This window comes from Sorangium sp. So ce362 (assembly GCF_051519845.1).
Taxonomy (GTDB): domain Bacteria; phylum Myxococcota_A; class Polyangia; order Polyangiales; family Polyangiaceae; genus Sorangium.
On sequence record NZ_CP150332.1, the window covers coordinates 6,240,819 to 6,262,734 of the forward strand.

Sequence of the window (21,916 nt, forward strand, 5' to 3'; positions counted from 1 at the left end):
GCGCGGGTCACGCCTCTCGCCGTCGCGCCCATGGGAAGGACTGACGCGCTCAGCCGCCTGCGCCGACGGCAAGCCGCGGGCCAGCGGGAATGGACTGTCGCCGCGCGTCGGCTACGTTACGCCGCGCTCGACCCGCCATCCACGCTCCCTCTTCCGCCCCCTCCCCGCGGGCGAGGAACCTGATGAAACCGAAGTTCGGAACCGATCTGACGACCGGCAGCATCCCCAGACACCTCGTGACGTTCTCGCTCCCGATGCTGCTCGGGAGCTTCCTGCAGACCGCCTACAGCTTCATCAACGCCATCTGGGTGGGTCAGTTCCTCGGCACCGGGGCCCTGGCGGCCGTCACCGTCAGCTTTCCCGTCATCTTCACGATCTTCGGCGTCGGGATGGGGATGACCCTGGCGACGAACATCCTCGTCTCGCAGAGCTTCGGCGCCAGGCGGTTCGACGAGCTGCGGCGCGTGGTGGACGGCTCCACGGTGCTCATCTACGGCCTCGGCATCCTGCTGACCGTCCTCGGAGAGATCTTCACGCCCGAGATCCTCCGGGCGATGGATACGCCGCCAGACGTCCTCCAGCCGGCGGTGAGCTACCTCCGGATCTACCTGCTCTCGCTGCCCTTCAGCTTCGGCATGTTCGCGCTCCGGAGCATGCTCCAGGGGACGGGAGACTCGAGGACTCCTCTCTATTTTCAGCTCGGCTCCGTCCTGCTCACGACGGTGCTCGATCCGCTGCTCATCTTCGGGCGGCTGGGGCTGCCGGAGCTCGGCCTGAACGGGACGGCCTGGGCCACGCTCGTCTCTCACGTCCTCCTGCTCGCGGCGCTCAACATCCATCTCCGCGTCCGGAAGTCGCCGATCGCGCCGAGGTGGCCGCGCTTCGGCCAGCTCGGTCCGACGATCCGGAAGACGTGCCGTATCGGCGTGCCAGCGTCCATCCAGCAGTCGGTGGTCTCGCTGGGCATGGTGGTCGTGACGGGGATCGTGAACGGGTTCGGGGAGGTCGCGACCGCGGCGTTCGGCGCGGCGTCGCGGATCGACCAGATCGCCGTGTTGCCGGCGATCACCCTGGGGATGGCGATATCGACGCTCGCCGGGCAGAACCTGGGCGCGGGGCACCACGGCCGCGTGCGCGAGGTCTTCAGGTGGGGCTGCGTGTTCAGCGGCGGGATGACGCTCCTGATCTCGGCGGCGGCCATCGTCTTCCCCGAGGCGCTCCTCCGGGTGTTCATCACCGATCCGGTCGTCATCGGGCTCGGCGTCTCGTACCTGCACATCGTGGGCGCGTGCTATCTCTTCTTTGGCCTCTCCTTCGTGAGCAACGGCATCATCAACGGCTCCGGCGCGACCGGGGTCACGACCGTGATCTCCCTGCTCAGCCTCTGGGTGATCCGCAATCCGCTCGCCTACTGGCTCTCCCGCGAGATGCACAGCGTGGAGGGCGTCTGGTACGCCATCGCGCTGAGCTTCTTCGTGTCGATGGTCGCCAGCATGGCCTACTACTTCTCGGGGCGCTGGAAGCGGTCCCTCGTCCAGCCGGCCGCTCCGGAGGACGCGACGCGACAGGCCGACCCCGCAAAGACCTTCGCGAACGAGGTCGGAGAGGCGTGATGACGGCGGGGAGCCGCACCGGCCGGTCGCCCGGCGCGTCGGCTTGCCTGGCCGCGCTCCCGCAGGCAGGCTGAGCCCATGGGCCAGCCCGCCGAGAAGCCCCGCCGCGCCACGTACGCCGACCTCGAGGCCGCGCCGCCGAACAAGGTGGCAGAGCTCATCCGCGGCGTGCTGCACGTCTTCCCGCGGCCGGCGCCGCGGCACGCGCGCGCCGCGTCGAGCCTGGGCATCGAGCTCGGTGGTCCCTTCGACCACGGCAAGAACGGACCGGGCGGGTGGTGGATCCTGGACGAGCCGGAGCTGCACTTCCCCGATCCGGAGTCGCCGGGCGACGTGGAGGCGGTCGTGCCGGACATCGCCGGCTGGCGGCGCGAGCGCATGCCCGAGCTGCCCGACACACCCTACTTCTCGCTCGCTCCGGACTGGATCTGCGAGGTCCTGAGCCCCTCGACCGAACAGCACGATCGCAAGGAGAAGATGCCCCTCTACGCGCGCGAGGGCGTGCAGCACGCGTGGCTGGTCGATCCCATCCAGAGGACCCTGGAGGTCTTCTCGCTCGCCCCGGGCCGCGGCTTCACCCCGGTCGCCACCCACCGCGGCGCCGCGCGCGTCCGCGCCGCGCCCTTCCAGGCCATCGAGATCGAGCTCGCCGTGCTCTGGGCGACGTAGCGCGCCCTCAGGCGGGCGCCGGCTCGTCGTCGAGCGCCGGCGCGCCCTCCCCCTCGCCGCCCTCCCCCTCGCCGCCCTCCCCCTCGCCGCCCTCCCCCTCGCCGCCCTCCCCCTCGCCGCCCTCTCCGCCCGCCGGCCCCGGAAGCCGCTCCGAGAGCAGCCCCAGGAGGTCCTGCGTCGAGAGCTTGCCCGCCGCGTCCTTGCCGCCGAGGACCTGGGCCACGAGCGACCGCTTCTGCTCGTGCAGCGACAGCATCTGCTCCTCGATCGTCCCGAGCGCCACAAGGCGGTAGATGGTGACCGGCCGCCGCTGGCCCAGGCGGTGCGCGCGATCCGAGGCCTGGTCCTCGACCGCGGGGTTCCACCAGGGATCGAGGTGGATCACGTTGGTCGCCGCCGTGAGGTTGATGCCGAAGCCGCCCGCCTTGAGCGAGATGAGGAAGAGCGGCGCCGCCCCCTCCTGGAACTCGCGCACCCGCTCGCCACGCGCCTTCCGGGGCGTCTCGCCGTCGAGGTAGACGTACGCGACGCCGCGCGCCTCGAGCGCCTCGCGCACCAGCGCGAGGTGCGAGGTGAACTGGCTGAAGACGAGGGCGCGCTGCCCCTCGGCCCGCAGCTCCTCGACGAGCGAAAGCAAGCGCGCGAGCTTCGACGAGGCGAGCTCCGAGCGCTCGTCGTAGAGGCGCGGGTGCGAGGTGAGCAGCCGCAGGCGCGTGAGCGCCGCGAGCACCTCGACGCGCCGCTCCTGCTCGCGCCGGACCGACCGGCGCGTCTCGAGATCGGACAGCGCCGCGAGGCGCGCGTCCTCGTACAGCTGCCACTCGGCGCCCGAGAGGACGACCGGCACGCGCACCTCGGTGCGCGCCGGGAGCTCGGCCTCCACCTGCGCCTTCGTCCGCCGGAGGAGGAAGGGGGCGAGCACGCGCGCGAGCGCGGGCGCCGCGGCCGGGTCGCTCTGCCGCTCGATCGGCGTGGCGTAGCGGTCGCGGAACGAGTCCCAGCCGCCCAGCAGGCCGGGAAAGACGATCGCGAAGAGGCTCCAGAGCTCGCCGAGGTGGTTCTCGATCGGCGTGCCCGAGAGCGCGAACCTGAAGTCCGCCTGGAGCGCCCTCGCGGCGCGCGCGCGCAGGGTGGTCGCGTTCTTCAGGTTCTGGGCCTCGTCGAAGACGACCGTGGCGAAGCGCCGGGCCGAGAGGCGCGCGGCGTCGCGCACGAGCAGGCCGTAGCTGAGCACCAGCACGTCGCCCGGGCCGAGCCGCGCGAGCGCGTCGTCGCGGTCGGGCGCGTCCGCGTAGAGCGTGAGGCGCAGGGAAGGCGCGAAGCGCTGCGCCTCGTCCCTCCAGTTGAAGGCCACCGAGGTCGGGGCGAGGACGAGCGCCGGCCCCCGCGCGCTGCGCTCGAGCAGGACGGCCAGCGCCTGCACGGTCTTGCCGAGCCCCATGTCGTCGGCGAGCACGCCGCCGGCCCCCCAGGCCGCGAGCCGCACGAGCCAGCGGTAGCCGTCGCGCTGGTACGGGCGAAGCTCGGTCCCGAGCGCCGGAGGGACGGCCGGGCAGAGCTCGCCGGCGGCGGCGGCGCGCTCGGCGAGCTGCCGGAAGGCGCCGTCCGCCTCGAGCGCCGCGCCGGCCCGCTCGAGCTCCCACAGCACGCCGGCGGACGAGGGGCCCACCGAGAGGCCGTGCCGGGTGGCGTGCACGTGGTCCGACAGGCGCTCGAGGTGGAGGCGCAGGGCCTCGCCCAGCTCCACGTAGGTCTGCGCCTCGACCTGCACGTAACGCTCCCCGCGCCGCGCCGCATCGAGCAGCCGGGCCAGCTCCACGCGCTCTCCCTCGACGCTCAGGCCGCCGAGAACGCCGAACCACTCGCGCCGCCGCTCGAGGGCGACCTTGAGCGCGTGGGGACCGCGGTCGCCCACGACGCGCAGGGGCGCGCCCACCCACTCGAGCTCCGGCGGCGGCTCGCGCGCCGCGCAGGCCGCGAGCAGGTCGAACGCGCCGTGCGCGCTGGCGAAGCGGTACTGGAAGCGACGGTCCTCGAACGGCTCGGCCCCGCCGAGCGGGAGCGCGGCGGCGAGCGCGGCGGCGAAGTCCTCTTCCCGGCGCAGGTCGCGCAGCGCGTGCAGGGCCTTCTCCCCGCGCCGCACGTGCACGTCGCGGGCGCCCGCGCCCGGCACGAGGGCCGGGCCGTCGGCGAGCGGCCGGAGGCGCAGCTCGACCTCCACGGCGCCGCGGGGCTGGGCCGTGAGCCGCAGCACCGGGAGCAGCTCCGGCGGGATCGACTCGCCCATCACGCTGCGCGGCATGGCGACGGGCACGCGCTGCGCCCACCGCGAGAGCGAGGAGAGGAGGGCGGCGTGGCTCTCGGGCGGGAAGACGTTGCCGTCGCGCACGAGCACGTCGACGAGCGCCCGGATCTCGGCCTTGACGTCGAGCAGCGTGAGCCGGCGCGCGCCCTTGTCCCAGTCCCAGAGGAACACCACCTCCTCGGGGCGGGCCCGGCGCACGCGCTCGATCAGCGCCGGAGGCAGGGCGGTGCCCTCGACGCCGGCGCTCACCCGCACGGCGCCGTGGCGCTCCTCGGCCACGAGGCCCACCGGCGTGCGCTCGATGCGCACCGCGACGTCGGGCGCCTCGTCGAGGAAGAGGCGCGGGTGGCCGATGAGCGCGTCGAGCAGCGCCCGCGAGGCGAACCCGTCGCCGTCGGGCAGGAGGGCGGCGATGCGGGCGTCGTCGGAGGAGAGCTTCGCGCCGTGCTCCAGGAGGAGGCGCTTCCGGCCGATCCGCGCGCCGGCGCCGCGCTGGCCCTTCTTGCCGAGCCGGTGGATCCAGGGGGCGACCGCGACGCCGGCGCCCTCGACGACGTCGAGCCGGAAGGTGATCTCGACGCCGGCGCGCGCGCCGGGGCCGCCGTCGAGGGCCCTGTCGAGCGCCAGCAAGGTGCGCTCCCAGGCGGGGCGCCCGAGCTCGTCGAGCGCGCGGAAGAAGGCCTCGCCCGGGGGCTGGCGGAGCCAGAGCAGCGCCGCGTCGATGGCCGCGAGCACGTGCACGCAGTCGACCGCGCCGCAGCCGCACTCGGCGCGGGGCGCCCCGGGCGCGAGGATCAGCCGCGCCTCGGGCCGGACGAAGCCCGCGCCCACGCGCTGCGACTCGAAGGGCTGCGGGTCGTCGAGGCGAAAGCCGGGCAGCGCGGGGTCGAAGCGCAGCGCGGCGGCCCGGAGCGCCCGCTCGGGGCGCGGGGCCGCGGCGTCCGGGACGCGGGCGCGCAGGGCGCAGAGCAGGTCGTGCGCCGGGAGGGCCCGCGGCTCGTCGGGCGCCCGCAGCAGCGCGGGGACGGCGGCGCGCGCGAGCGCCGCGCCGGCGCGCTCGTCCTCCAGGAAGCGGAGGACGAGGGGCGGCAGCGCGTCGCGGAGGCGCGAGGGCGGGAGCCACTCGATCGAGCGCGCCAGCTCGTCGGCGCTCGCCAGATCGATGAGGCGCCGCCGCGCGCCGAGGACCCGCAGCTCGGGCCAGAGGGCGGGGTCGGCGCGCGGGGCCACCGCCTCGAGGTTGAGCCGGGCGACGTGCGCGATGCCGTGGTGCGCGAGCCAGGACAGGAGGGCCGCCCGGGTCTCGAACGGCGCCGCCGGGGCTGCGGGGGGGACGGCCTGGGGGTCTCCTGGCATGGTCGGGCCGCGTAACGTTGTGGGTGCGCGGGCCGGGTTCAAGGGGTTTTGGCGCGCTGCCCCCCGGGAGCGAGCGCGCCGCGGAGCGCGGCCGCGAGCAGCAGCGCCCCGCCCGCGGCCGTGTCGACCGAGCACGGGCGCACCGCCTCGACGCCGCGCCCCGAGAGGGTCATCGCCAGCGCGAACGCGAGCAGCAGAGGCTCGTGTCGACCGCTCCAGGGCGGGAAAAGAGGCTCACTCCTTCGTCACGGTGATGACGAAATCACCGACAGTACCCCTACGATCGCTGCCTTCACCAATTTGTATCTCGGGAAAATTCCTCGAAGATCGGCCAACAGCGCTCGACGAACCCATCGGGTCGATGGCAAGCGCTGAGTGAGGCGAGATAGGCCTCACTTCTTCTTGGGGTTCTCGTTCTTCTCTGCTTCCTTGAGGCGCGCCCTCTTCTCGTCGTCGGTGCGATAGACCATCCACGTTGAATCGAGCTTTGCCTTGGGAAAGTGCTTCGATTTATACAGCCTGTTGAGCGCCCTCTTCTCGGCGGGGGTGAGCTGGTCGGCGACGCGGCGCACGTCCTGCTCGAGATCGACCTTCGCCGCCTGGTGCCTCTGCTGCGCCTCAGCGTTCTGGCGAGCCTGCTCCCTGAGCTTCGCCTCGCGCTCCTTCTCCTCGGCGGCGCGCGCCGCTGCCTGCTCTTCTCGTACTTTCTCGGCCGCCGTCTTCAGGTTGTACAGCGCCTGGCAGTTCTCGCACGGATCGCACGACGCGTGATCGTTCCCCTGATCCCGCCGCAGCGCCTGCGACTCCGTGACGGTCCACCCGTCGCGGAGGAGGTTCCCGATCGGGAGGCATTCGGCGCAGTTGAGCAGATCACGGGGGTTCTCCGTCAGCGATCCTTTCACATGCGTCTCGATGGCCGCCTTGCTGTCCCGGATGTCCGAGGGGATGACCTTGGCACGGTACTCGTTCTCTGCGTCGTGCTGGCCCGATTCTGGCCGAGGAGCACGCGCAGGGAGCCGTCCGGGTAGCGCCCGACGACAGCCGCGATGGTCTTGGGCAGCTCGTGCCGCCCGTGCCTGTCCCCGATGCTGATGGTGTCGTGATCATCGCTCCCGATCCCGAACGCGACCTTCAACGCCCGGGCGTATTCCTGCGCCGAGGAGGACGCGCTTGGTTTCTTTCGCATCGACGCCATCTTCTGGTTGATGGCAATCTCCGTGATGCGTTCGACCACGAACGCTAGCCGCTGGCTCTCCTTCACGTGCGAGATGCGCCCGCTCTCCTCGTTGGATCCGCCAATGATCCTGTAGCCAGTCGCCACCCACCCCCGGAGCTCCTCGTGTAGCCCGACCCAGGTTGGGGTAGCCCGGCTCAGGTTGGAGCAGCACGGCTGCCCACATTCAGACCGCGAGCCTGGGCAGGTCCGCGGCGCAGGCCGCTGCCGCGCTCGGGCGGGAGCGCTCGGCCGCGCGCGCCGAGGCGAGAGGCCGCGACGTAGCTCCAGGAGCCAGGTGGTCCTCCCCCATCCAGGGCGCCACCGTGGACATCTGACACACGCGGAGCGCCGGGCTCTGCTCCGGGGACGACTCGGTCGCGATGTGCACGAACGACGACGAGGACGCGCTGAGCCACAGGTACGTGAACCACCCCGTCGCGACCGGCACGCCCGCCTCCTTGCGGACGCGCCCGGCGTGCGGGAGCAGGAAGCCGGGCCCAGGGGGCCCTGGAGAGATCGGGGACGACGACCCCGCGGCTCGCGTCGAGCCGATCGAGGCCGGACGCCTTGAGCCGTTTCGTCAGCTCGATCGACTCCTCGACCGTGACCCCGCCATCCACCCGGTCCGTGATCGAGAGCCGGACGGTGGGCGGCAGGCGCTCCGGCCAGGCGTTCCGCACCGCCTCGAACGTCTCGATGCGGAGGCGTCCTCCGGCCGCGGCGCCGTCGCCTCCGTGCGAGGCTCACGAGCCGAGTGTCTCACAGCTGGCACAACTGAGACATGTCGAGACACAAGTGAGACACAACGAACCGCGATGCCCCCCCGCGGCAGGCCGCGATCTCCGCGCGAGCTGTGCCAAATCCCGCTGGCACCGAAGCTGCTTCAAGACAGGCGAAGACAGGCGCGACGATGGCGCGCCTCTCCCCGAAGGACGCGCCTCGGGGAGCAGAGACGACAGGAGCCCTGAAGGGGGCCTGGGCGGTGGCGTCAGGGGTGTCCTCCCCTGGCGGCGCCTGCGCGCCAGGCTGCCGCGCGATCACCGATCCGGTGGCCGCATCAGGGCTCGAACAAGCACGATGCGGAGGTTCTGATGCGCCACACAGGATTGGCTTTCTTGCTCATCATGATTGGACTCGTCGGCTGCCAGGCGGAGAGCGACGGCGACGTCGGGGAGACGCAGGAGCCGCAAAAAACACAGGAGTGCGGCGGCTTCCTCGGGACGAGCTGTCCCGACGGGCTCGAGTGCGTCGACGACCCGACCGACGACTGCGACCCAGAGCACGGCGGCGCTGACTGCACCGGTGTCTGCGTCGAGCCCAAGCCCGTCATGTGCGGCGGCTTCCTCGGGACGAGCTGTCCCGACGGGCTCGAGTGCGTCGACGACCCGGGCGACGACTGCGACCCAGAGCACGGCGGCGCTGACTGCACCGGTGTCTGCGTCGAGCCCAAGCCCGTCATGTGCGGCGGCTTCGCGGGCTTCCCCTGCCCCGACGGGCTCGAGTGCGTCGACGACCCGGGCGACGACTGCGACCCAGAGCACGGCGGCGCTGACTGCGCCGGCGTCTGCGTCGAGCCCAAGCCCATCATGTGCGGCGGCTTCGCGGGCTTCCCCTGCCCCGACGGGCTCGAGTGCGTCGACGACCCGACCGACGACTGCGATACGGCCACCGGCGGCGCTGACTGCGCCGGCGTCTGCGTGGCGATCCGGCGCGCGTCCCCGGTCGCGCCACAGCCGCTCTGACACAGCACGAAGGTCGAGCGCCTCGCCGCGCTGCCCGTGTACGGCCGTGCTGTACGCTCCGCTTGCCGGCCGCGCCGCGCGTGGAGGCGCGAGGCCCCCATCCCCCGCCGGGCAGGATGGGTCTGCTTCGCGCTCGCACGCGCGTTCTCTACACTCCGTCATCCACGGCAAGATCGCTTTGCCCTCCGCCCTGCTCGGTTTCGACCGCCGAGGGAGTTCCATGTGGTGCAGACGCCGACGCACAGCGCCGCCATGCGACCGTGTGAGCACAAGGCCGCAACAAGCGCTCTGCGGGAGCGCTGTCCGGGATTCCCAGGTTCCCGTGTTCGCGATAGGCTCTGGGCATGCCCCGGTCCCTGGCCCAAGCGCGTCGCCCGAGAGGCACACCGACGCGTCTGGGAGACAGAGGCGGCACGGAGGTGCGCGATCGTGTTCCAGCCATCCTCGTTCGATCCCCAACCCGATTCCCAGAGAAGAGACGGCGCGCGCGCCGCGGCCGCGCTCGCTGATCGACCCGCAGACTCCCGCCCAGCCTCCTCGCGCCGCGCCGGACGGATGCGAGGCCGCCTCGTCGGCGGGCGTTACCGGCTCGAGCTCCCGCTCGGGCGCGGCGCGATGGGCGAGGTCTGGCGCGCGCACGACAGCGTCCGGCACGTCGACGTCGCGCTGAAGTTCCTCGTTGTCGCGCGGAGCGGCCGGAACCTCGACGCGATCGAGCGGTTCCGCCTGGAGGCGCGGGTCGCGGCGCAGCTCGGGCAGAAGACAGGCGGCGTCGTCGCGGTGCACGACGCGGGGGGGGACCCGGCGGCGGGCCCGTACCTCGTCATGGAGTACGTGCGCGGCAGGTCGCTGCGGCAGCTGCTCCAGGAGCGGGGGACGATGCCGGCCGTCGAGCTCACGGCGCTCCTCCGGCAGCTCGGAGAGGCGCTGTCGGTGGCGCACGGCCTCGGCATCGTGCACCGGGACATCAAGCCGGCGAACATCCTGCTCATCGAGGGGAGCGACGGGCACCTCCGCGCCAAGATCGCCGATTTCGGGATCGCCAAGTGGGTCGGGCAGGATCGGCCGGTCGACTTCCGGCGCCGGACCGCGGACGGGGTGGTGCTCGGCACGCCCGCCTACCTGAGCCCGGAGCACACGTGCGACGGGCAGGCGGGCCCGCAGCTCGACATGTGGTCGCTCGCGGTCGTCGCGCACGAGGCGCTGACCGGGCGGCAGCCGTTCCCGGGGCGCAACCTGGCCGCGGTGCTCGCGGCCATCCTGGTCAGCGGGCGCCCCCCGCTGGCCACGTTGTGCCCGGGAGCGCCGCCCGCCCTGGAGGCGTGGTTCGCGCGCGCCTTCGCCATCAGCCCGTCGGAGCGGTTCCCCTGCGTGGAGGTGATGATCGCCGCCTTCACGGCCGCGGCAGGGGCGCCGGTCGCGCCGCCGTCCGCGACGCGGGAGCGGCCGCGGCGCCTGCGCCTCGCGGCGGCCGGCGTCGCCGCGGCGCTCGGGGTGGCGCTCGCCGCGGGCCTGCTGTGGGAAGGGGCCGCGGGCGCGCGCGACGTCGACGAGAGCCTCCGCGACGCGGCGCGCGCCGCCGGGCGCGCGGTCGACGCGGCGCAGGCCGTGACAGCGCGCCTGCTGGAACGGCGGGGCGCTGAGCCCTGACGGCGTGCGCCGTCGCTCCCTCCACCGATCGCCGACGCGCCGCCGTCAGGCCGGTGGGGGGTGGTGAGCCACACGGCCGCGAGGACCTTCGGGTCGGAAGCCGCGTGCTCGTCCACCACGAACGCGTCGTCGGGGGCGCTCGCCTCCGAGGGACCGCGCACGCCGTAGATCGACGCCAGGGCCGAGAGCGCGACCTCGGCGTCGAGCGGCGCGCAGGCGCGCTCCTCGTCGCACGCGGCCGCGAACGCCGCGGCGTCGATCTGGGTGGCGAGCCCGGCGCGGTGCAGGCGCGCGCGCGCATCCTCGGGGCGCAGGGGGGTCGTCATGTCATCCGGCCGATGCCACCGCGGGAGCTCGGCTCACGCCTCCGGGGCACCCTCGTGGCATGGTGCACGATCCCGCCGTGGAAAGGTAGCCACACGCCGCCGTCCCCTGTCACATCGCCGCTGTCACATCGTCCCCTGTCACATCGTCCCCTGTCACATCGTCCCCTGTCGCACCCCTGTGGCAGGGGACGGGGTGAGGACCAGCGTCGCCGGCTCGTCGCGCGCAGCGCTCATGCTGCCCCTCTCCGCCCGCGGACCGGCCGCCGCGCGGGGCGATCAGCGATACGGCCCGTGCGGGCTCGGCGCCGCGAGCGCCGAGACGATCGCGATCGCGCGCTCGATCCGGTCCCGCCCCGTCTCGAGCTGACCGAAGACGAGCGTTACAGCGGCCTCGTCGCCCACGACCGCCGCCGGGCGGAGCGCGGCGATCTCGCGCCGAAGCTCGTCGCCGAGGCGCTGCATCGCCCGGTCGGGCGCTTCCGCAAGCACCTCGTAGGCCCGGGGCAGGGCGTCGTCGCCGGACGGACCTCGGGCGCCCCTGGCCGAGCCGCGCCTGGGCCGTCGCCTCAGGGTGAATCGCTCCGAGGGGGACGCGGCGCGGGCGGCGCGGACGCGGGTGCCGAACACGCCCTTCTTCCCTTCCCGGCCGAACTCCACGGTGAGCAGCCTGCTGCGGTGCTCGATCTCGATGGTCATCTCGCCCTCGGACGAGGCCGCGCCGGACAGCAGCCGCCCGCCGAGCTCCTGCGAGAGCGCCCGCAGCTCCTTCGTGAGCGCCCGGCCGCGGCCGGCGACGAGCGCGGCGGCGCGGATGGCGCTCACGAGCTTCTCGGCGTCGTCCTCCAGCCCGGCGCGGATGGCGGTGAGCCGGTGCGACTCGAGCGTGAGCTGGTAGTCGGCGGCCGCGCGGAGCGCCTCGCGCAGCGGCGGCGTGAGCCACCAGCGCGCGAGCGTCGGGATGCTGGCCTTGACGACGAAGGCGCCGTCCAGCGCCGGGTCGCCGACGTCCACCTGCCTCGCCCGGAAGGTCCCGTCGTTCGCCCGGCGCAGCCGCTGCTCGTGGACCCGGAGCCTGAGGCCCGACGGGTTCCGCGCCGAGCCGGTGATGCGGGTGTGGTACCGCACGACGGACGCGTCGCCGTGATCGATATCGTGGTCGACGAGCAACGCGACGTTCTCGAAGACCACGGAGATCTGCATCCGGGGGTCTCCCTGCTGGCCCGGCCCTGACCTGAACTCGCCGCCGACAAGGGCCGCGGCGCGCTGCCAGATGGGCCGCGCGATCCGCCATCGGGCCTCGGCTGCCCGCCTTGCGTCCTGCCGCGCCTGCGCGAAGCACCTCGCGAGCCCCGCGATTCCCGAGATGATCATCAGGACGAAAATGGGCTCCATCCTCCGCCATCCTATCCTCCCCGCCGGGCGCGCGCCCAGGCGTGAAGAGCCGGATCGCGAGCGGCGCTGTCGCAATCTCGAGTCCGGCGCGGCCCTCGAGAGGGCTCGGGATCTACCGGTGACCGAGCGCGAGGCCCCGGGGAGCTGCGGCACCGGCTTGGCGCGCGAGCGCCGCGGTCCCGCGGGGATGACCGCGGCGCTCCCATCCCGGTGTGGACCTCGCGCCACCCACCGCCGCCGGCCGGCGCGCGTCGCCCTCGCGCTCGAGCGCCCGCGCCGAGCCGGCGTCATCGCCAGCGCTGCGCCCGCGACGCATCGAGCGCGCGGGCGACACGCGCGATCCAGTTGACGCTCGAGATCTCCGTGGTGCGGCCGACGGAGCTGTCGGTCGAGCGATCGTCGAAGTCGAGGCCTGCGGCGGCGAGCACAGCCGCCGACAGCGCGGCCGTCCCCCACCAGAGCCCGCGGAGCAGCTCGCGCAATCCGGGCTCGGGCGGCGAATACTCGCAGCTCCCGTGTCGCCTCGGCTCGCTGCAGGCGGATCGCTAGAGGCACATCTTCGAGCGTAGGTGGACGGGCGCCGCGACCGGATCGCGGCGCCGTCGGTGTGTGTCGCGGCAACGGGCCGCTCGTTCACGAGGTGGGTTGTGCTCGATCCGGGGACGATGGGGCGGCGCGCGCAGGCCGGCGAGCGCGTGCGGAGCGCCTCTTCCAGACGCCGCGATGCCGCGGTCAGACCTGGACGCCCGCGAGCGGTGACGTGACCCGCCCCGCGTCGAGGCCGATCTCCGTCACCTTCGAGCCCATGACCTGGGCGACCGTCAGGAGCGCTTTGCTCAGGTTATCGCCGGGGAAGTTGTGATGCTCGTCGCCGCGCAGCCGTCCTCCGGCTTTCCCCGCGAAGAGCACGGGCCATTCTGTCTTCGTGTGCACCTTACCCCAGGCGGTGTCGGACGTGACGTACACGAGCGTGTTGTCGAGCAGGTTCGAGCTGCCATGTGGCGTATTCTTGAGCTTCGTCAAGAACTCGTTCAGGCAGCGCATCGTGTAGATCACGCCCTTGTCGACGCGAGGCTGACTCGATTGATCTCCGGCATCCCCGTGACAGATGGTGTCGTGAAAGTCGTCGTTCATATCCTGCGCGAGGTGCCGGTAGTAGACGTGCGCGGCGGGCAGCGAGAACATGAACGAGAGCACGCGGGTCCTCTCGCAGGCGAGCGCGAGCGCCGAGAGCTCGACCATGGCGGCGTTCACCTGCGGGGGCGCTTCGCTCTGCGAGTCCTTGCCGGCGGTGGGGGCCGTCGGGCTGCTGCACGCGGACGGCGAGCCGCCGCCGGGCGTCGTCGTCTCGAGGCGCCGCTCGATGGCGCGGATCGACTCGAGGTGCTGCTCCACGCGCTGCTTGTCGGCCGCCCCGAGCCGCTGCTGCAGGCTCGCGCCGTCTCGCAGGATCGAGTCGAGCACGCTCTTCCGGACGTTCGCGAGCTTCGTCGCCTGGTCCGCTTCGTCGTCGTTGGGCGTCGGCGTGCCGCCCATGAACAATCGATTGAACACGGCTTTTGGTTCGAACTCCGGGTTGTTGCGCGAGTTCGGTCCCCTGTGTGAGACGGTATGCAGCGAGTCCTGAGGGCCGCCCGGCGTCGCCGGCGTCAATCCCACCTCGAGAGAGCGGTACGGCGCCCCATCGGAGTTGAGGTTCGCGACGACCTGGTCGATGGATGGGGCCCGCACGGCGTTCCCGCTGAGCGGCGCGCCGGTCGTGGCCCCCGCCGACCCCGTGGGGTGCTCGAAGCCGGATACGACGAGCTTGTTCTCGAGGCCGCTGATCACCGTGAGATGAGACTTGTGCTCCGCGAGCGGCTGGAGCTGGGGACTGAGCTCCCAGGCCGAGCCGGAGCCCGTGCGCGCCGGCTTCCAGCGGCCGGGCAGCGTACCGTTCCCGAAGAACCACGTGACGTAGAGCGGCGAGACCGGGGTGTTCGACTGAGCGAGCGCCGTGCCGCTCTGGTTCAGCATGATCTCCAGCAGCGGGAGCGGGATCGTGACGGCGGCGCCCGTCGCCAGCATGCCCCGGAGAACAGTTCGTCGGTTCAAGGCTTTGGTCGTCATGGGGTACACCGTTCGACTAGGGTTGCGGGGCGACGGCCGAAAAGGCTTCGTTCGTCACGACGTCGAGGACCAGCTCGCGCAGCTGGAGCCCCGACGCCTCGAACGAAGCGACAAGCGTGTTCAGCACGCTGCCGTCCACGGCTCGCTCCTCGTGGCCTGCTGCATACGAGTAGTACTTGCGGACGAGGCATCGCGCGACCTCGTCGCTCGCGCCGACGGTCATGCCGAGCTCGCGCGCGTCGGCGACCGGCGCCCCGTCGAAGTCGCCGCTGGAGTCGATCGGCAAGCCGTGGTCGGTCGTGCGGTAACGGCCGATCGCGTCGAACGTCTCGAGCGGCAGGCCCAGCGGGTCCATGTAGGCATGACAGGCGGCGCAGGCAGGCGCGGTCCGGTGGGCCTCGAGCCGCTGACGTTTCGTGAGGGGCCTGTCCGCAGGCGGCTCCGGGAGCTCGAGAGCGACGTTGCCGGGGGGCGGCCGCACGGGCGTGCACATGAGGGCGTCACGCATGAACTTGCCGCGCAACGTGGGCGACCCCTCTTTCTGGTTGGCGAACTGCGACAGGAAGCCGGCCTTGCCCAGGATCCCGACCCGCGGGCCGTCCGCAGGCAACGAGCGAACCTCGAAGGTGCTCGAGCTCAGGCCGGTCGCGTCGACGCCGTAGAGCTCGGCGAGCTCCGTGTTGACGACGACCTTCGTGGTCGAGAACAGGTCGAGCGCGCTCGCTTGATCGTCGAACGCGAGGACCTCCCAGGTGCCCCGCATATCGCGAACCATCGCCGCTTTCAGCGCGGCGCCGTACTCCGGAAACAGCTCCGCGTCTTTCGCCTGCGTGCCGATTCGATCGAGCCGCATGTACTCTTCGGCGAAGGCGCCGATGGCCTCGCGTCCGGCGGGCGCGTCGAGCAGCCGCGTCGCCGCGGCACGGACGCCCTCCACCGTCGCGAGCATCCCGCTCGCGGCCTGGTCGAGCAGCTCCTCGTCCGGCAGGCTGTTCCACACGAGAAATGCGAGCCGGGACGCCATCTCGTAGCCCGTCAAGCGAAGCGACCCATCGGCGCTCGGAGCTCCGAGCTCCGGGCGATACAGAAAGTTCGGCGACGAGAAGAGTGCCACCGTCGCCCAGCGGGCCCCCTCGACGGCGCTGCCGAGCTCGGTCGCGGCCTCGCTGGCCACCGCCGCGAGGCTGTCGACCTCTGCTGTCTCGAGCGGGCGCCGCCACGCTCGAAGCCCCAGCACCTGGATGAAGCCGCGTACGCAAGCGTCGTCTTGCGCGCCGCTGGGCGTGCAACCGATGAACTGGTCCCGCTTCGCCGAATCGGAGAACACCGCGTCCACGGCGCTCTCGATGGCCGTGTGGTACTGCTCGACGCCTCGTTCCGAAGTCACGACGGTCGAGGCGCCGATAACCGCAAAGTTTCCGTTCCAGCTGTCGGCGTCGAGCGCGTCGAGATGGACCTCCACGCCGAACACGTCGCGCACGGCGTTGCGGAATTGCGTTCTCGTCAAACGACGCAGCATCCCGGCCGCGGGTTGGAACGCCGGAGGGGCCGAGCCCGTCGACGGTCCATCGTCTTCGGCGGAGGATCCCCCAGTGCCATCCGACGAATCACCCAGCGTGCCCGTGCACGCGGCCGCGAACGCGAGCGCACAAACGGCGGCGACTTCTCTTGAGGAACGGAGCTTGTGCCAGGACGGCTTCTTCATCTTGCTCTCCGATACTGCGAGGGGGGACGACGCACGGGTACCCACATCTGGCGACGGTGCCTGAGAGCAACTGCTCGCCCTGCGAAGCCCACCTCGCCCGGCGTGACGGAATGTAGACCACCTGACCGAGCACCTGACCGTGGTCCCCGGTGGATCACCGCTGGCAGAACGCCAAGCACCCCTATCGGCAATCGCCTTCGCGACGACCGAACGGAACCCGTGCCGAGACCGGTCAGACCACGAAGGCCTCGGCACGCAGGACGACCCCACAAGGCAAAGCCGAAGGATACCCCGTGCAAAATGTGAACGATCACATTTATGATGTCAAACCCAAACGACCGGCCCGACGGGGATCCTCGAGCGCGGGGGGAGGACAACGCTGGCGGGCTCCTCCGGAGCGCCGCGTCACGGGGCGGCGGGCGTCGGACCGCGCTCGACGCCGACCAGCGCACCGACGGCTGGCGCTCGATGCCGCAGGCGGCCGGCGCCCCGGGTATGGCCTCCTGAACGCCGCGGCTCGGGCGCGTGCTCCGGCCAACAGCTCGCCCCCGCGTCGGTCGATTTGGATTGACGCGCGAAATGTGAGCGTTCACATTCACAGAGCTGCGATGGCATGGGTGAGCTTGCCCTTCACCTGGTCAGGAGACGTCGTATGGCGAGAAGCATGACGCTGATGGGTGCCGCGATGATGAGCGTCGGCATTGGCTTTGCAGTCGGCTTTGCCGGCGGCTTTGCGGGCGCTGCATGGGCCGCTGGCGGGACGGCGGACGTCCCCGCATCGGCCGCCGAGGGGAAGGATTTCGGCTGCGGCGCAAAAGGACAGAAAGCCTGTTCTATGCAGACCTTCTGAGGCGCCGCGCCCTGCTCTCGCCCTCTCCGCTCTCGCGCAGGGCGCGCTCCTCTTCCAGCCCCTGGCCCTACCCGTCGGGTCGACTCACATCGAGCGTTTACAGACGCGCCGTCGGCCACCAGCGTCGCGCGCTGCGAGGTGCCCATGTCCACATCTGCCCAAGGTCCGAAGTCGAGCGAACACCTCACCCCCGTGCGCTGGGGCGTCCTCGGGGTGAGCAACTTCGCGATGAATGTCAGCCTGCCCGGCATGAAGCGGGGGCCCCTGACCCAGCTCGCCGCGCTGGCCTCGCGCGACCTCGGCAAGGCGCGCGCCGCCGCGCAGTCGCTCGGGATCCCGAAAGCGTACGGCAGCTACGATGAGCTGCTCGACGATCCGGAGATCGAGGCCATCTACAACCCGCTCCCCAACCACCTGCACGTGAAGTGGACGGCGCGCGCGGCCCGCGCCGGCAAGCACGTCCTGTGCGAAAAGCCGATCGCGCTCAGCGCCAAGGACGCCGCGGCGCTTGTCGACGTCCAGCACGAGACGGGCAAGCGGATCGCCGAGGCGTTCATGATCCGCCACCACCCGCAGTGGCAGCAGGCCAGGGACTGGGTGCGAAGCGGCCAGATCGGCGACCTGGTCAGCGTCCACGCGGCGTTCTCGTATTTCAACCGCGACGCCACCAACATCCGCAACAGGAGGGAAGTCGGGGGCGGCGCGCTCTACGACATCGGCTGCTACGCGGTGAACATGTCGCGCTTCCTGTTCGGACGCGAGCCCGTGCGGGCGATGGCGCTCGCCGAGCGCGATCCCGAGTTCGGCACCGATCGCTTGACCTCGGGCCTGCTCGACTACCGCGGCGCGCACCTGACGTTCACGTGCAGCACGCAGGCCGTGGCCTACCAGCGCGTGAACGCGCTCGGTACCAGGGGCCGCATCGAGATCGAGATCCCGTTCAACGCCCCCGCCGATCAGCCGTGCAAGCTCTTCCTTGATGACGGCTCGACGCTGAACTGCAGCTCGGCCCAGGTCACCTCGTTCCCCGCCGTCGACCAGTACCAGCTGCAGAGCGAGGCGTTCTCGCGCGCCATCCGCACGGGGGGCCCCGTCGAGAACCCGATCGAGGCCGCGGTCGGCAACATGCGGGTCATCGACGCGCTCTTCCGTTCCGCCGAGAGCGGGCGCTGGGAGAAGATCTAGCTCCGCGCGTCTGAAATCCCGCCAGGGATTGCTGACGCGCGGTGACACGCGGAACTAGGGCGGCCGCGAAGCGGACGCCGGGGTTCGGGCGGAGCCCCGAGGAAACGAGCTAGGCCCGCCCGCGCAAAGCCGCCGCGGAGCGGCGCAGAAGTCCGGCTGTCCCTGGCCGGACTTCTGGCGAGCGGGACGAGCGGCGCCCGCAGCGCCCGGCGTCGTCACGGCCGCGACGGCGAGAACGCCCCGCGACGCCTGCGAACATCCTGCAAGGTCAGCCACGGGTCCGGCGCCGTCGCATCGCCAGGGCGGAAAGCCCCACGGCGAGCGCCGCGGCCCACGAGCTCGTCGTGGTGCTGGCTCCGGCGACGACGCACCCGCAACCTCCGTCGGAGGCCTCCTCGTCCGGCGGTGTTCCGCCGATCCCACCTCCCTCGCCCGGTGCGTCGCCGCCCCCGGAGGAGGAGGTCGCCGTCCCCGCCCCGCCCGCGCCACCCCCGGAGGAGGAGGTCGCCGTCCCCGCCCCGCCCGCGCCGCCCCCGGAGGAGGAGGTCGCCGTCTCCGCCCCGCCCGCGCCGCCCCCGGAGGAGGAGGTCGTCGCCCCCGCCCCGCCCGCGCCGGTGCCTGTCCCGGTGCCCTCATCGCGGGGCACATTTCCGGTGAATCCGGTCTGCCCCTCCCGGGTCAGCGACAGCACCAGCGTGCCATCTTTCACCGTCACGTTCTGCGGGTCGAAGTCGACGCGGTTCCCATCGAACGTCCAGTCCGCTTTGCTCCATCGCGCGCCGTCCAGGGAATCGAACTCGTCGTGCCACGCGAGCTCGAAGACTCCGTTGTTATAGCGATAGTACTTGACCCAGTTGACGAACTGGTGCTGCGGGAGGACGGAATCGTCGAACGCTCCGACCCACTCGGTGGCCTCGGAGGACCACGTGTTGAAGCGCAGAGACTGGGGATTCTTCAGGCTGGCCACCTGCTGCCCCGTCGTCCTCCTGACCTCTTTCCCGTCGAAGCTCCAGGCGACGTAGTCCGGCGTCCACTCCAGCGCGTAGGTGTGATAGCCGTCCGCGAGGGAGACGTCCGTCGTGTGCACCTCTTCCGACGTCGCCCTCGTGCCCGTCCCGGTGATGATGTTCGACTGCCAGCTCCGGGCGCCGTCCTTCCCGAAGACCTCGATATCGATCTCCTCCCAGAATGCGCCGGACACCTCGGAGCCGTCCTTGTAGGTGAAGAAATTCGACAGGATGCCGCTCCCGCGCGCCATGCGCATGCGCATCTCGATGCGACCATGAAGATAGCCCTGGGGCGTGTAGAGCTCTGCTCCCTTGTAAGGCTTCGCGGCCGCGGTCGAGCTCATCGCGAGCGCCAGCGACGCAGCGGCGAGCATCAGACCAGCGCGCAATTTCGTGAACATCGTGGAACCTCCTATGAGAACGTTAACATGGACGGCGTCCATGCGATAGTTCTTCGTCGGCTCCTCGTGTCAGGGCGTGGCCTGCTGGTTCGCGCTCGGCATCCTTGACATCGATGCCGACTCTTGGCGGCAGAAGGGGTCGCTGGCCATGAGCGAGGCGCGCTCCAAGCCGAGGGCCGAGGCCGCCGAGCCGCCTGCGCCGGCGGCAGCGAGGAGACGCTGACCCAGGCGACGCCGGGTCAGCTTTCCGCGGCGCCTGGAGGGCAGATTTCCGCGGGCGCCGCGGTCATTGCACCAGACCGTCAGTCCGCGGCGGCCCCGCTCCGCCCTGCTTCTCGGGCACGACGCCGCCGCGCGGCGACCGCGCCCAGCGCGATCAAGGCGGCGAGCGCGCCCGCGGGGGAGCTGGGCCCCGATTGGACCCGGCAGGCACACCCGCCCCCGTCGTCGCTGGCGCCGTCAGCGGGGGCGGCGCCACCGCCGCCCGTGCCGCTGCCCGCCGTTGCTCCGGTGCTGGTCGTTGCGGCGCTGCTGACGCTCCCACCCCCGCCCGCGCCGCCGCTGCCCGTCGCTCCCCCTTCACCCACGCTCGGAGCGCCCCCGCCGCCGGTCGGATCCGGATCCGGATCCGGGGCGTCGAGCGGAGTGAATCTCCACCAGTTGACATTGAACAGAAAACCGTTTCCACCGGTGAACTTGAGGTACAGATCGTGTACCCCTGTCGCACCGTCGACAGCGCAGGACGTGGTAACCCATGTCTGGGGGCCGCCGGTCCCCTGGACCATGCAGGTTCCCACCAGCGTGCCGGTCGTGCTGTCGAGGCGCAGCTCGATGTTACCGCCGCTGGTCGCCGAGGCCACTCGTGCGTCGAAGGACACCGCGCCCGTGCCGAAATCGACGCCCTTCACCTTGATGTAGTCCCCGTTTTCAATCGACCCGACGTTCATTCCGCCCTCGCTGCATGCCTCGGTCTCTACACCGGATTCCCAGGCAATCGTTTCAGCCTCCGTCATGACATACGGATTCAGGGTACCGACGCCAGGCGGGCCCGCCTGAGTCATCTTGATCGTCGGGAAGGTACCATCGGCGTTGAAGGTGAATCGCTCGACGGCCGTCGACCGGTGAAAACCTCCACCGCCCGGCAAGGCACCGTTGTGATAGAAGAAGTAGGAGCTCCCCTTGAAGTCGATGACGCCCGCGTGGTTGGTGAAGCTGCTGCCCTCCGTGGGCATGATGACCCCCCGGTAAGTCCACGGGCCGGTGGGGCTGCTGCTCGTGGAGTACGCGATATATTCGGAAATAGGCCCCCCCGCATACACCAGGTAGTACAGTCCGTCGCGCTTGTAGAGCCACGGACCTTCTTCGTACTTGGTCGCATGGCGATCATCGGCCTTACGCCCGGTGCTCTGCCCAAAGCTCGCCGCCGTCATGGGCACGTGTACGACGTCCCCCTGGTAGGAGATCATGTCTTCGTTCAGCTTCACGTAGCACACACTGGGGTTTCCCCAGTACAGATAGGCTTGACCGTCGTCGTCGATGAACGGCGTCGGATCGATGTCGCCGCAATCGGCGCTGATCAGCGGTTTTCCCAGGGCGTCTTTGAAGGGACCGGTGGGGCTGTCCGACACGGCCACGCCGATGGTCATCCTGTTGAGCGAGCGGCTCGTCACAGGAACGTAGTAGTAGAACTTTCCGTTTCTGTGGATGGCCTGGCCTGCCCACGCGTCTCCCTTTGCCCAGCTGAAATCGCCATACCTCAGCGGTGAACCGTGATCCGTCCAGTTCACCATATCCGTGGAGGAGTACACTCTCCATTCGTTCATCCCGAACCAGTCCGTCGCGCTGTCTTCGTCGTGTCCGGTATAGAGGTATACCGTATCATTGTAGACCATGGGCGCAGGATCGGGGGTATAGATGGTCTGAACGATGGGATTGTCTGCCAGGGCGCCTGACGGAAACGCGGTCACGCCACAGATCAACAATGCCGCCGTGAGAAGCCTACGCTGGACGGACGTGGTGTTCGTTGCCATTCCTGGGTCCTCGCTGCTCTCCTGAAACTTCTTCAGGTGTTGTCGGTATCGCAGCGCGCTCGGTTCATCACTCTCCGGCGCTGCTCGTGGGGGTGATTCGCCGCCAAGGCGGCCCGCTGGGCGCTCTGGCAGTGATCGTCTTTCGCGAGAGATGAAAAATCGGCGGCAGACGACGTCCGAGCCCTCACGCTCGGAACCTCTCCGACGAAGCGCGCCGAGCGCCGTGGCGCTCGACAGCGCGCGTCTGCCCCCCTCACGATCATGGTCGTCGCGCATGCTCCGAGACCACCGAGCGAGCGAGACGCTCCGCCGAGCCCGATCGGACGACGAACGTCTCGATGCGCATGACGCCCCATCCGG

Annotated in this window: 17 protein-coding genes; 6 read left to right on the top strand and 11 right to left on the bottom strand. The window is 71.1% G+C overall.

The features are described 5' to 3' along the window. Nucleotides 1-182: 182 nt before the first annotated feature. The gene (locus WMF17_RS23810; protein ID WP_437595368.1) at nucleotides 183-1,613 is read left to right on the top strand and encodes an MATE family efflux transporter; all 1,431 of its coding nucleotides are present in this window, start codon (nucleotides 183-185) and stop codon (nucleotides 1,611-1,613) included. 78 nt (nucleotides 1,614-1,691) lie between these two features. After that, nucleotides 1,692-2,282: a Uma2 family endonuclease gene (locus WMF17_RS23815; protein ID WP_437595369.1), complete on the top strand. Its 591-nt coding sequence runs from the start codon at nucleotides 1,692-1,694 to the stop codon at nucleotides 2,280-2,282. Between the two features lie 7 nt (nucleotides 2,283-2,289). Here the strand turns inward: WMF17_RS23815 and WMF17_RS23820 are convergent, their stop codons facing one another. From WMF17_RS23820 to WMF17_RS23840, 5 genes are all read right to left on the bottom strand, one after another. Continuing rightward, complete coding sequence (locus WMF17_RS23820; protein WP_437643390.1) at nucleotides 2,290-5,943, bottom strand: SNF2-related protein; 3,654 nt, start codon at nucleotides 5,941-5,943, stop codon at nucleotides 2,290-2,292. Between the two features lie 38 nt (nucleotides 5,944-5,981). After that, complete coding sequence (locus tag WMF17_RS23825) at nucleotides 5,982-6,116, bottom strand: hypothetical protein (RefSeq protein ID WP_437643392.1); 135 nt, start codon at nucleotides 6,114-6,116, stop codon at nucleotides 5,982-5,984. Nucleotides 6,117-6,335: 219 nt separating this feature from the next. Further along, a complete protein-coding gene (locus WMF17_RS23830; protein WP_437643394.1) occupies nucleotides 6,336-6,845 on the bottom strand; it encodes a hypothetical protein in 510 nt (169 codons plus the stop codon). Then, nucleotides 6,842-7,264, bottom strand: a complete 423-nt coding sequence (locus WMF17_RS23835) for a hypothetical protein (RefSeq protein ID WP_437643396.1) — start codon at nucleotides 7,262-7,264, stop codon at nucleotides 6,842-6,844. The genes WMF17_RS23830 and WMF17_RS23835 overlap by 4 nt, the downstream gene beginning before the upstream one ends. Nucleotides 7,265-7,343: 79 nt before the next feature. Then, on the bottom strand, nucleotides 7,344-7,607 hold the full coding sequence (locus WMF17_RS23840) for a hypothetical protein (RefSeq protein WP_437595373.1): 264 nt from the start codon (nucleotides 7,605-7,607) through the stop codon (nucleotides 7,344-7,346). 676 nt (nucleotides 7,608-8,283) lie between these two features. Between WMF17_RS23840 and WMF17_RS23845 the strand changes: the two genes are divergently transcribed. Then, nucleotides 8,284-8,901 carry a hypothetical protein gene (locus WMF17_RS23845; protein ID WP_437643398.1) on the top strand — a complete coding sequence of 206 codons (618 nt, stop codon included), beginning with the start codon at nucleotides 8,284-8,286 and terminating at the stop codon, nucleotides 8,899-8,901. Nucleotides 8,902-9,456: 555 nt separating this feature from the next. Further along, entirely contained in the window at nucleotides 9,457-10,551 is a 1,095-nt protein-coding gene (locus WMF17_RS23850; RefSeq protein WP_437643400.1) for a serine/threonine-protein kinase, read from the top strand. 602 nt (nucleotides 10,552-11,153) lie between these two features. Here WMF17_RS23850 and WMF17_RS23855 read toward each other — a convergent pair. The 4 genes from WMF17_RS23855 to WMF17_RS23870 form a co-directional block, all read right to left on the bottom strand. Next, complete coding sequence (locus tag WMF17_RS23855) at nucleotides 11,154-12,269, bottom strand: hypothetical protein (RefSeq protein ID WP_437643401.1); 1,116 nt, start codon at nucleotides 12,267-12,269, stop codon at nucleotides 11,154-11,156. A 287-nt stretch (nucleotides 12,270-12,556) separates the two neighbouring features. Continuing rightward, complete coding sequence (locus WMF17_RS23860; protein WP_437643403.1) at nucleotides 12,557-12,751, bottom strand: hypothetical protein; 195 nt, start codon at nucleotides 12,749-12,751, stop codon at nucleotides 12,557-12,559. Nucleotides 12,752-13,001: 250 nt separating this feature from the next. Next, complete coding sequence (locus WMF17_RS23865) at nucleotides 13,002-14,378, bottom strand: DUF1552 domain-containing protein (protein ID WP_437643405.1); 1,377 nt, start codon at nucleotides 14,376-14,378, stop codon at nucleotides 13,002-13,004. Nucleotides 14,379-14,394: 16 nt separating this feature from the next. Then, on the bottom strand, nucleotides 14,395-15,885 hold the full coding sequence (locus tag WMF17_RS23870; protein WP_437595399.1) for a DUF1592 domain-containing protein: 1,491 nt from the start codon (nucleotides 15,883-15,885) through the stop codon (nucleotides 14,395-14,397). A gap of 862 nt (nucleotides 15,886-16,747) precedes the next feature. Between WMF17_RS23870 and WMF17_RS23875 the strand changes: the two genes are divergently transcribed. Beyond that, nucleotides 16,748-16,933: a hypothetical protein gene (locus WMF17_RS23875; protein WP_437595380.1), complete on the top strand. Its 186-nt coding sequence runs from the start codon at nucleotides 16,748-16,750 to the stop codon at nucleotides 16,931-16,933. Nucleotides 16,934-17,077: 144 nt separating this feature from the next. Continuing rightward, a complete protein-coding gene (locus tag WMF17_RS23880; RefSeq protein WP_437595381.1) occupies nucleotides 17,078-18,118 on the top strand; it encodes a Gfo/Idh/MocA family protein in 1,041 nt (346 codons plus the stop codon). A 268-nt stretch (nucleotides 18,119-18,386) separates the two neighbouring features. Here WMF17_RS23880 and WMF17_RS23885 read toward each other — a convergent pair whose 3' ends face one another. After that, a complete protein-coding gene (locus WMF17_RS23885; protein WP_437643407.1) occupies nucleotides 18,387-19,526 on the bottom strand; it encodes a family 16 glycosylhydrolase in 1,140 nt (379 codons plus the stop codon). A 302-nt stretch (nucleotides 19,527-19,828) separates the two neighbouring features. Continuing rightward, nucleotides 19,829-21,556 carry a glycoside hydrolase family 43 protein gene (locus WMF17_RS23890; RefSeq protein ID WP_437643409.1) on the bottom strand — a complete coding sequence of 576 codons (1,728 nt, stop codon included), beginning with the start codon at nucleotides 21,554-21,556 and terminating at the stop codon, nucleotides 19,829-19,831. Nucleotides 21,557-21,916 lie beyond the last annotated feature (360 nt).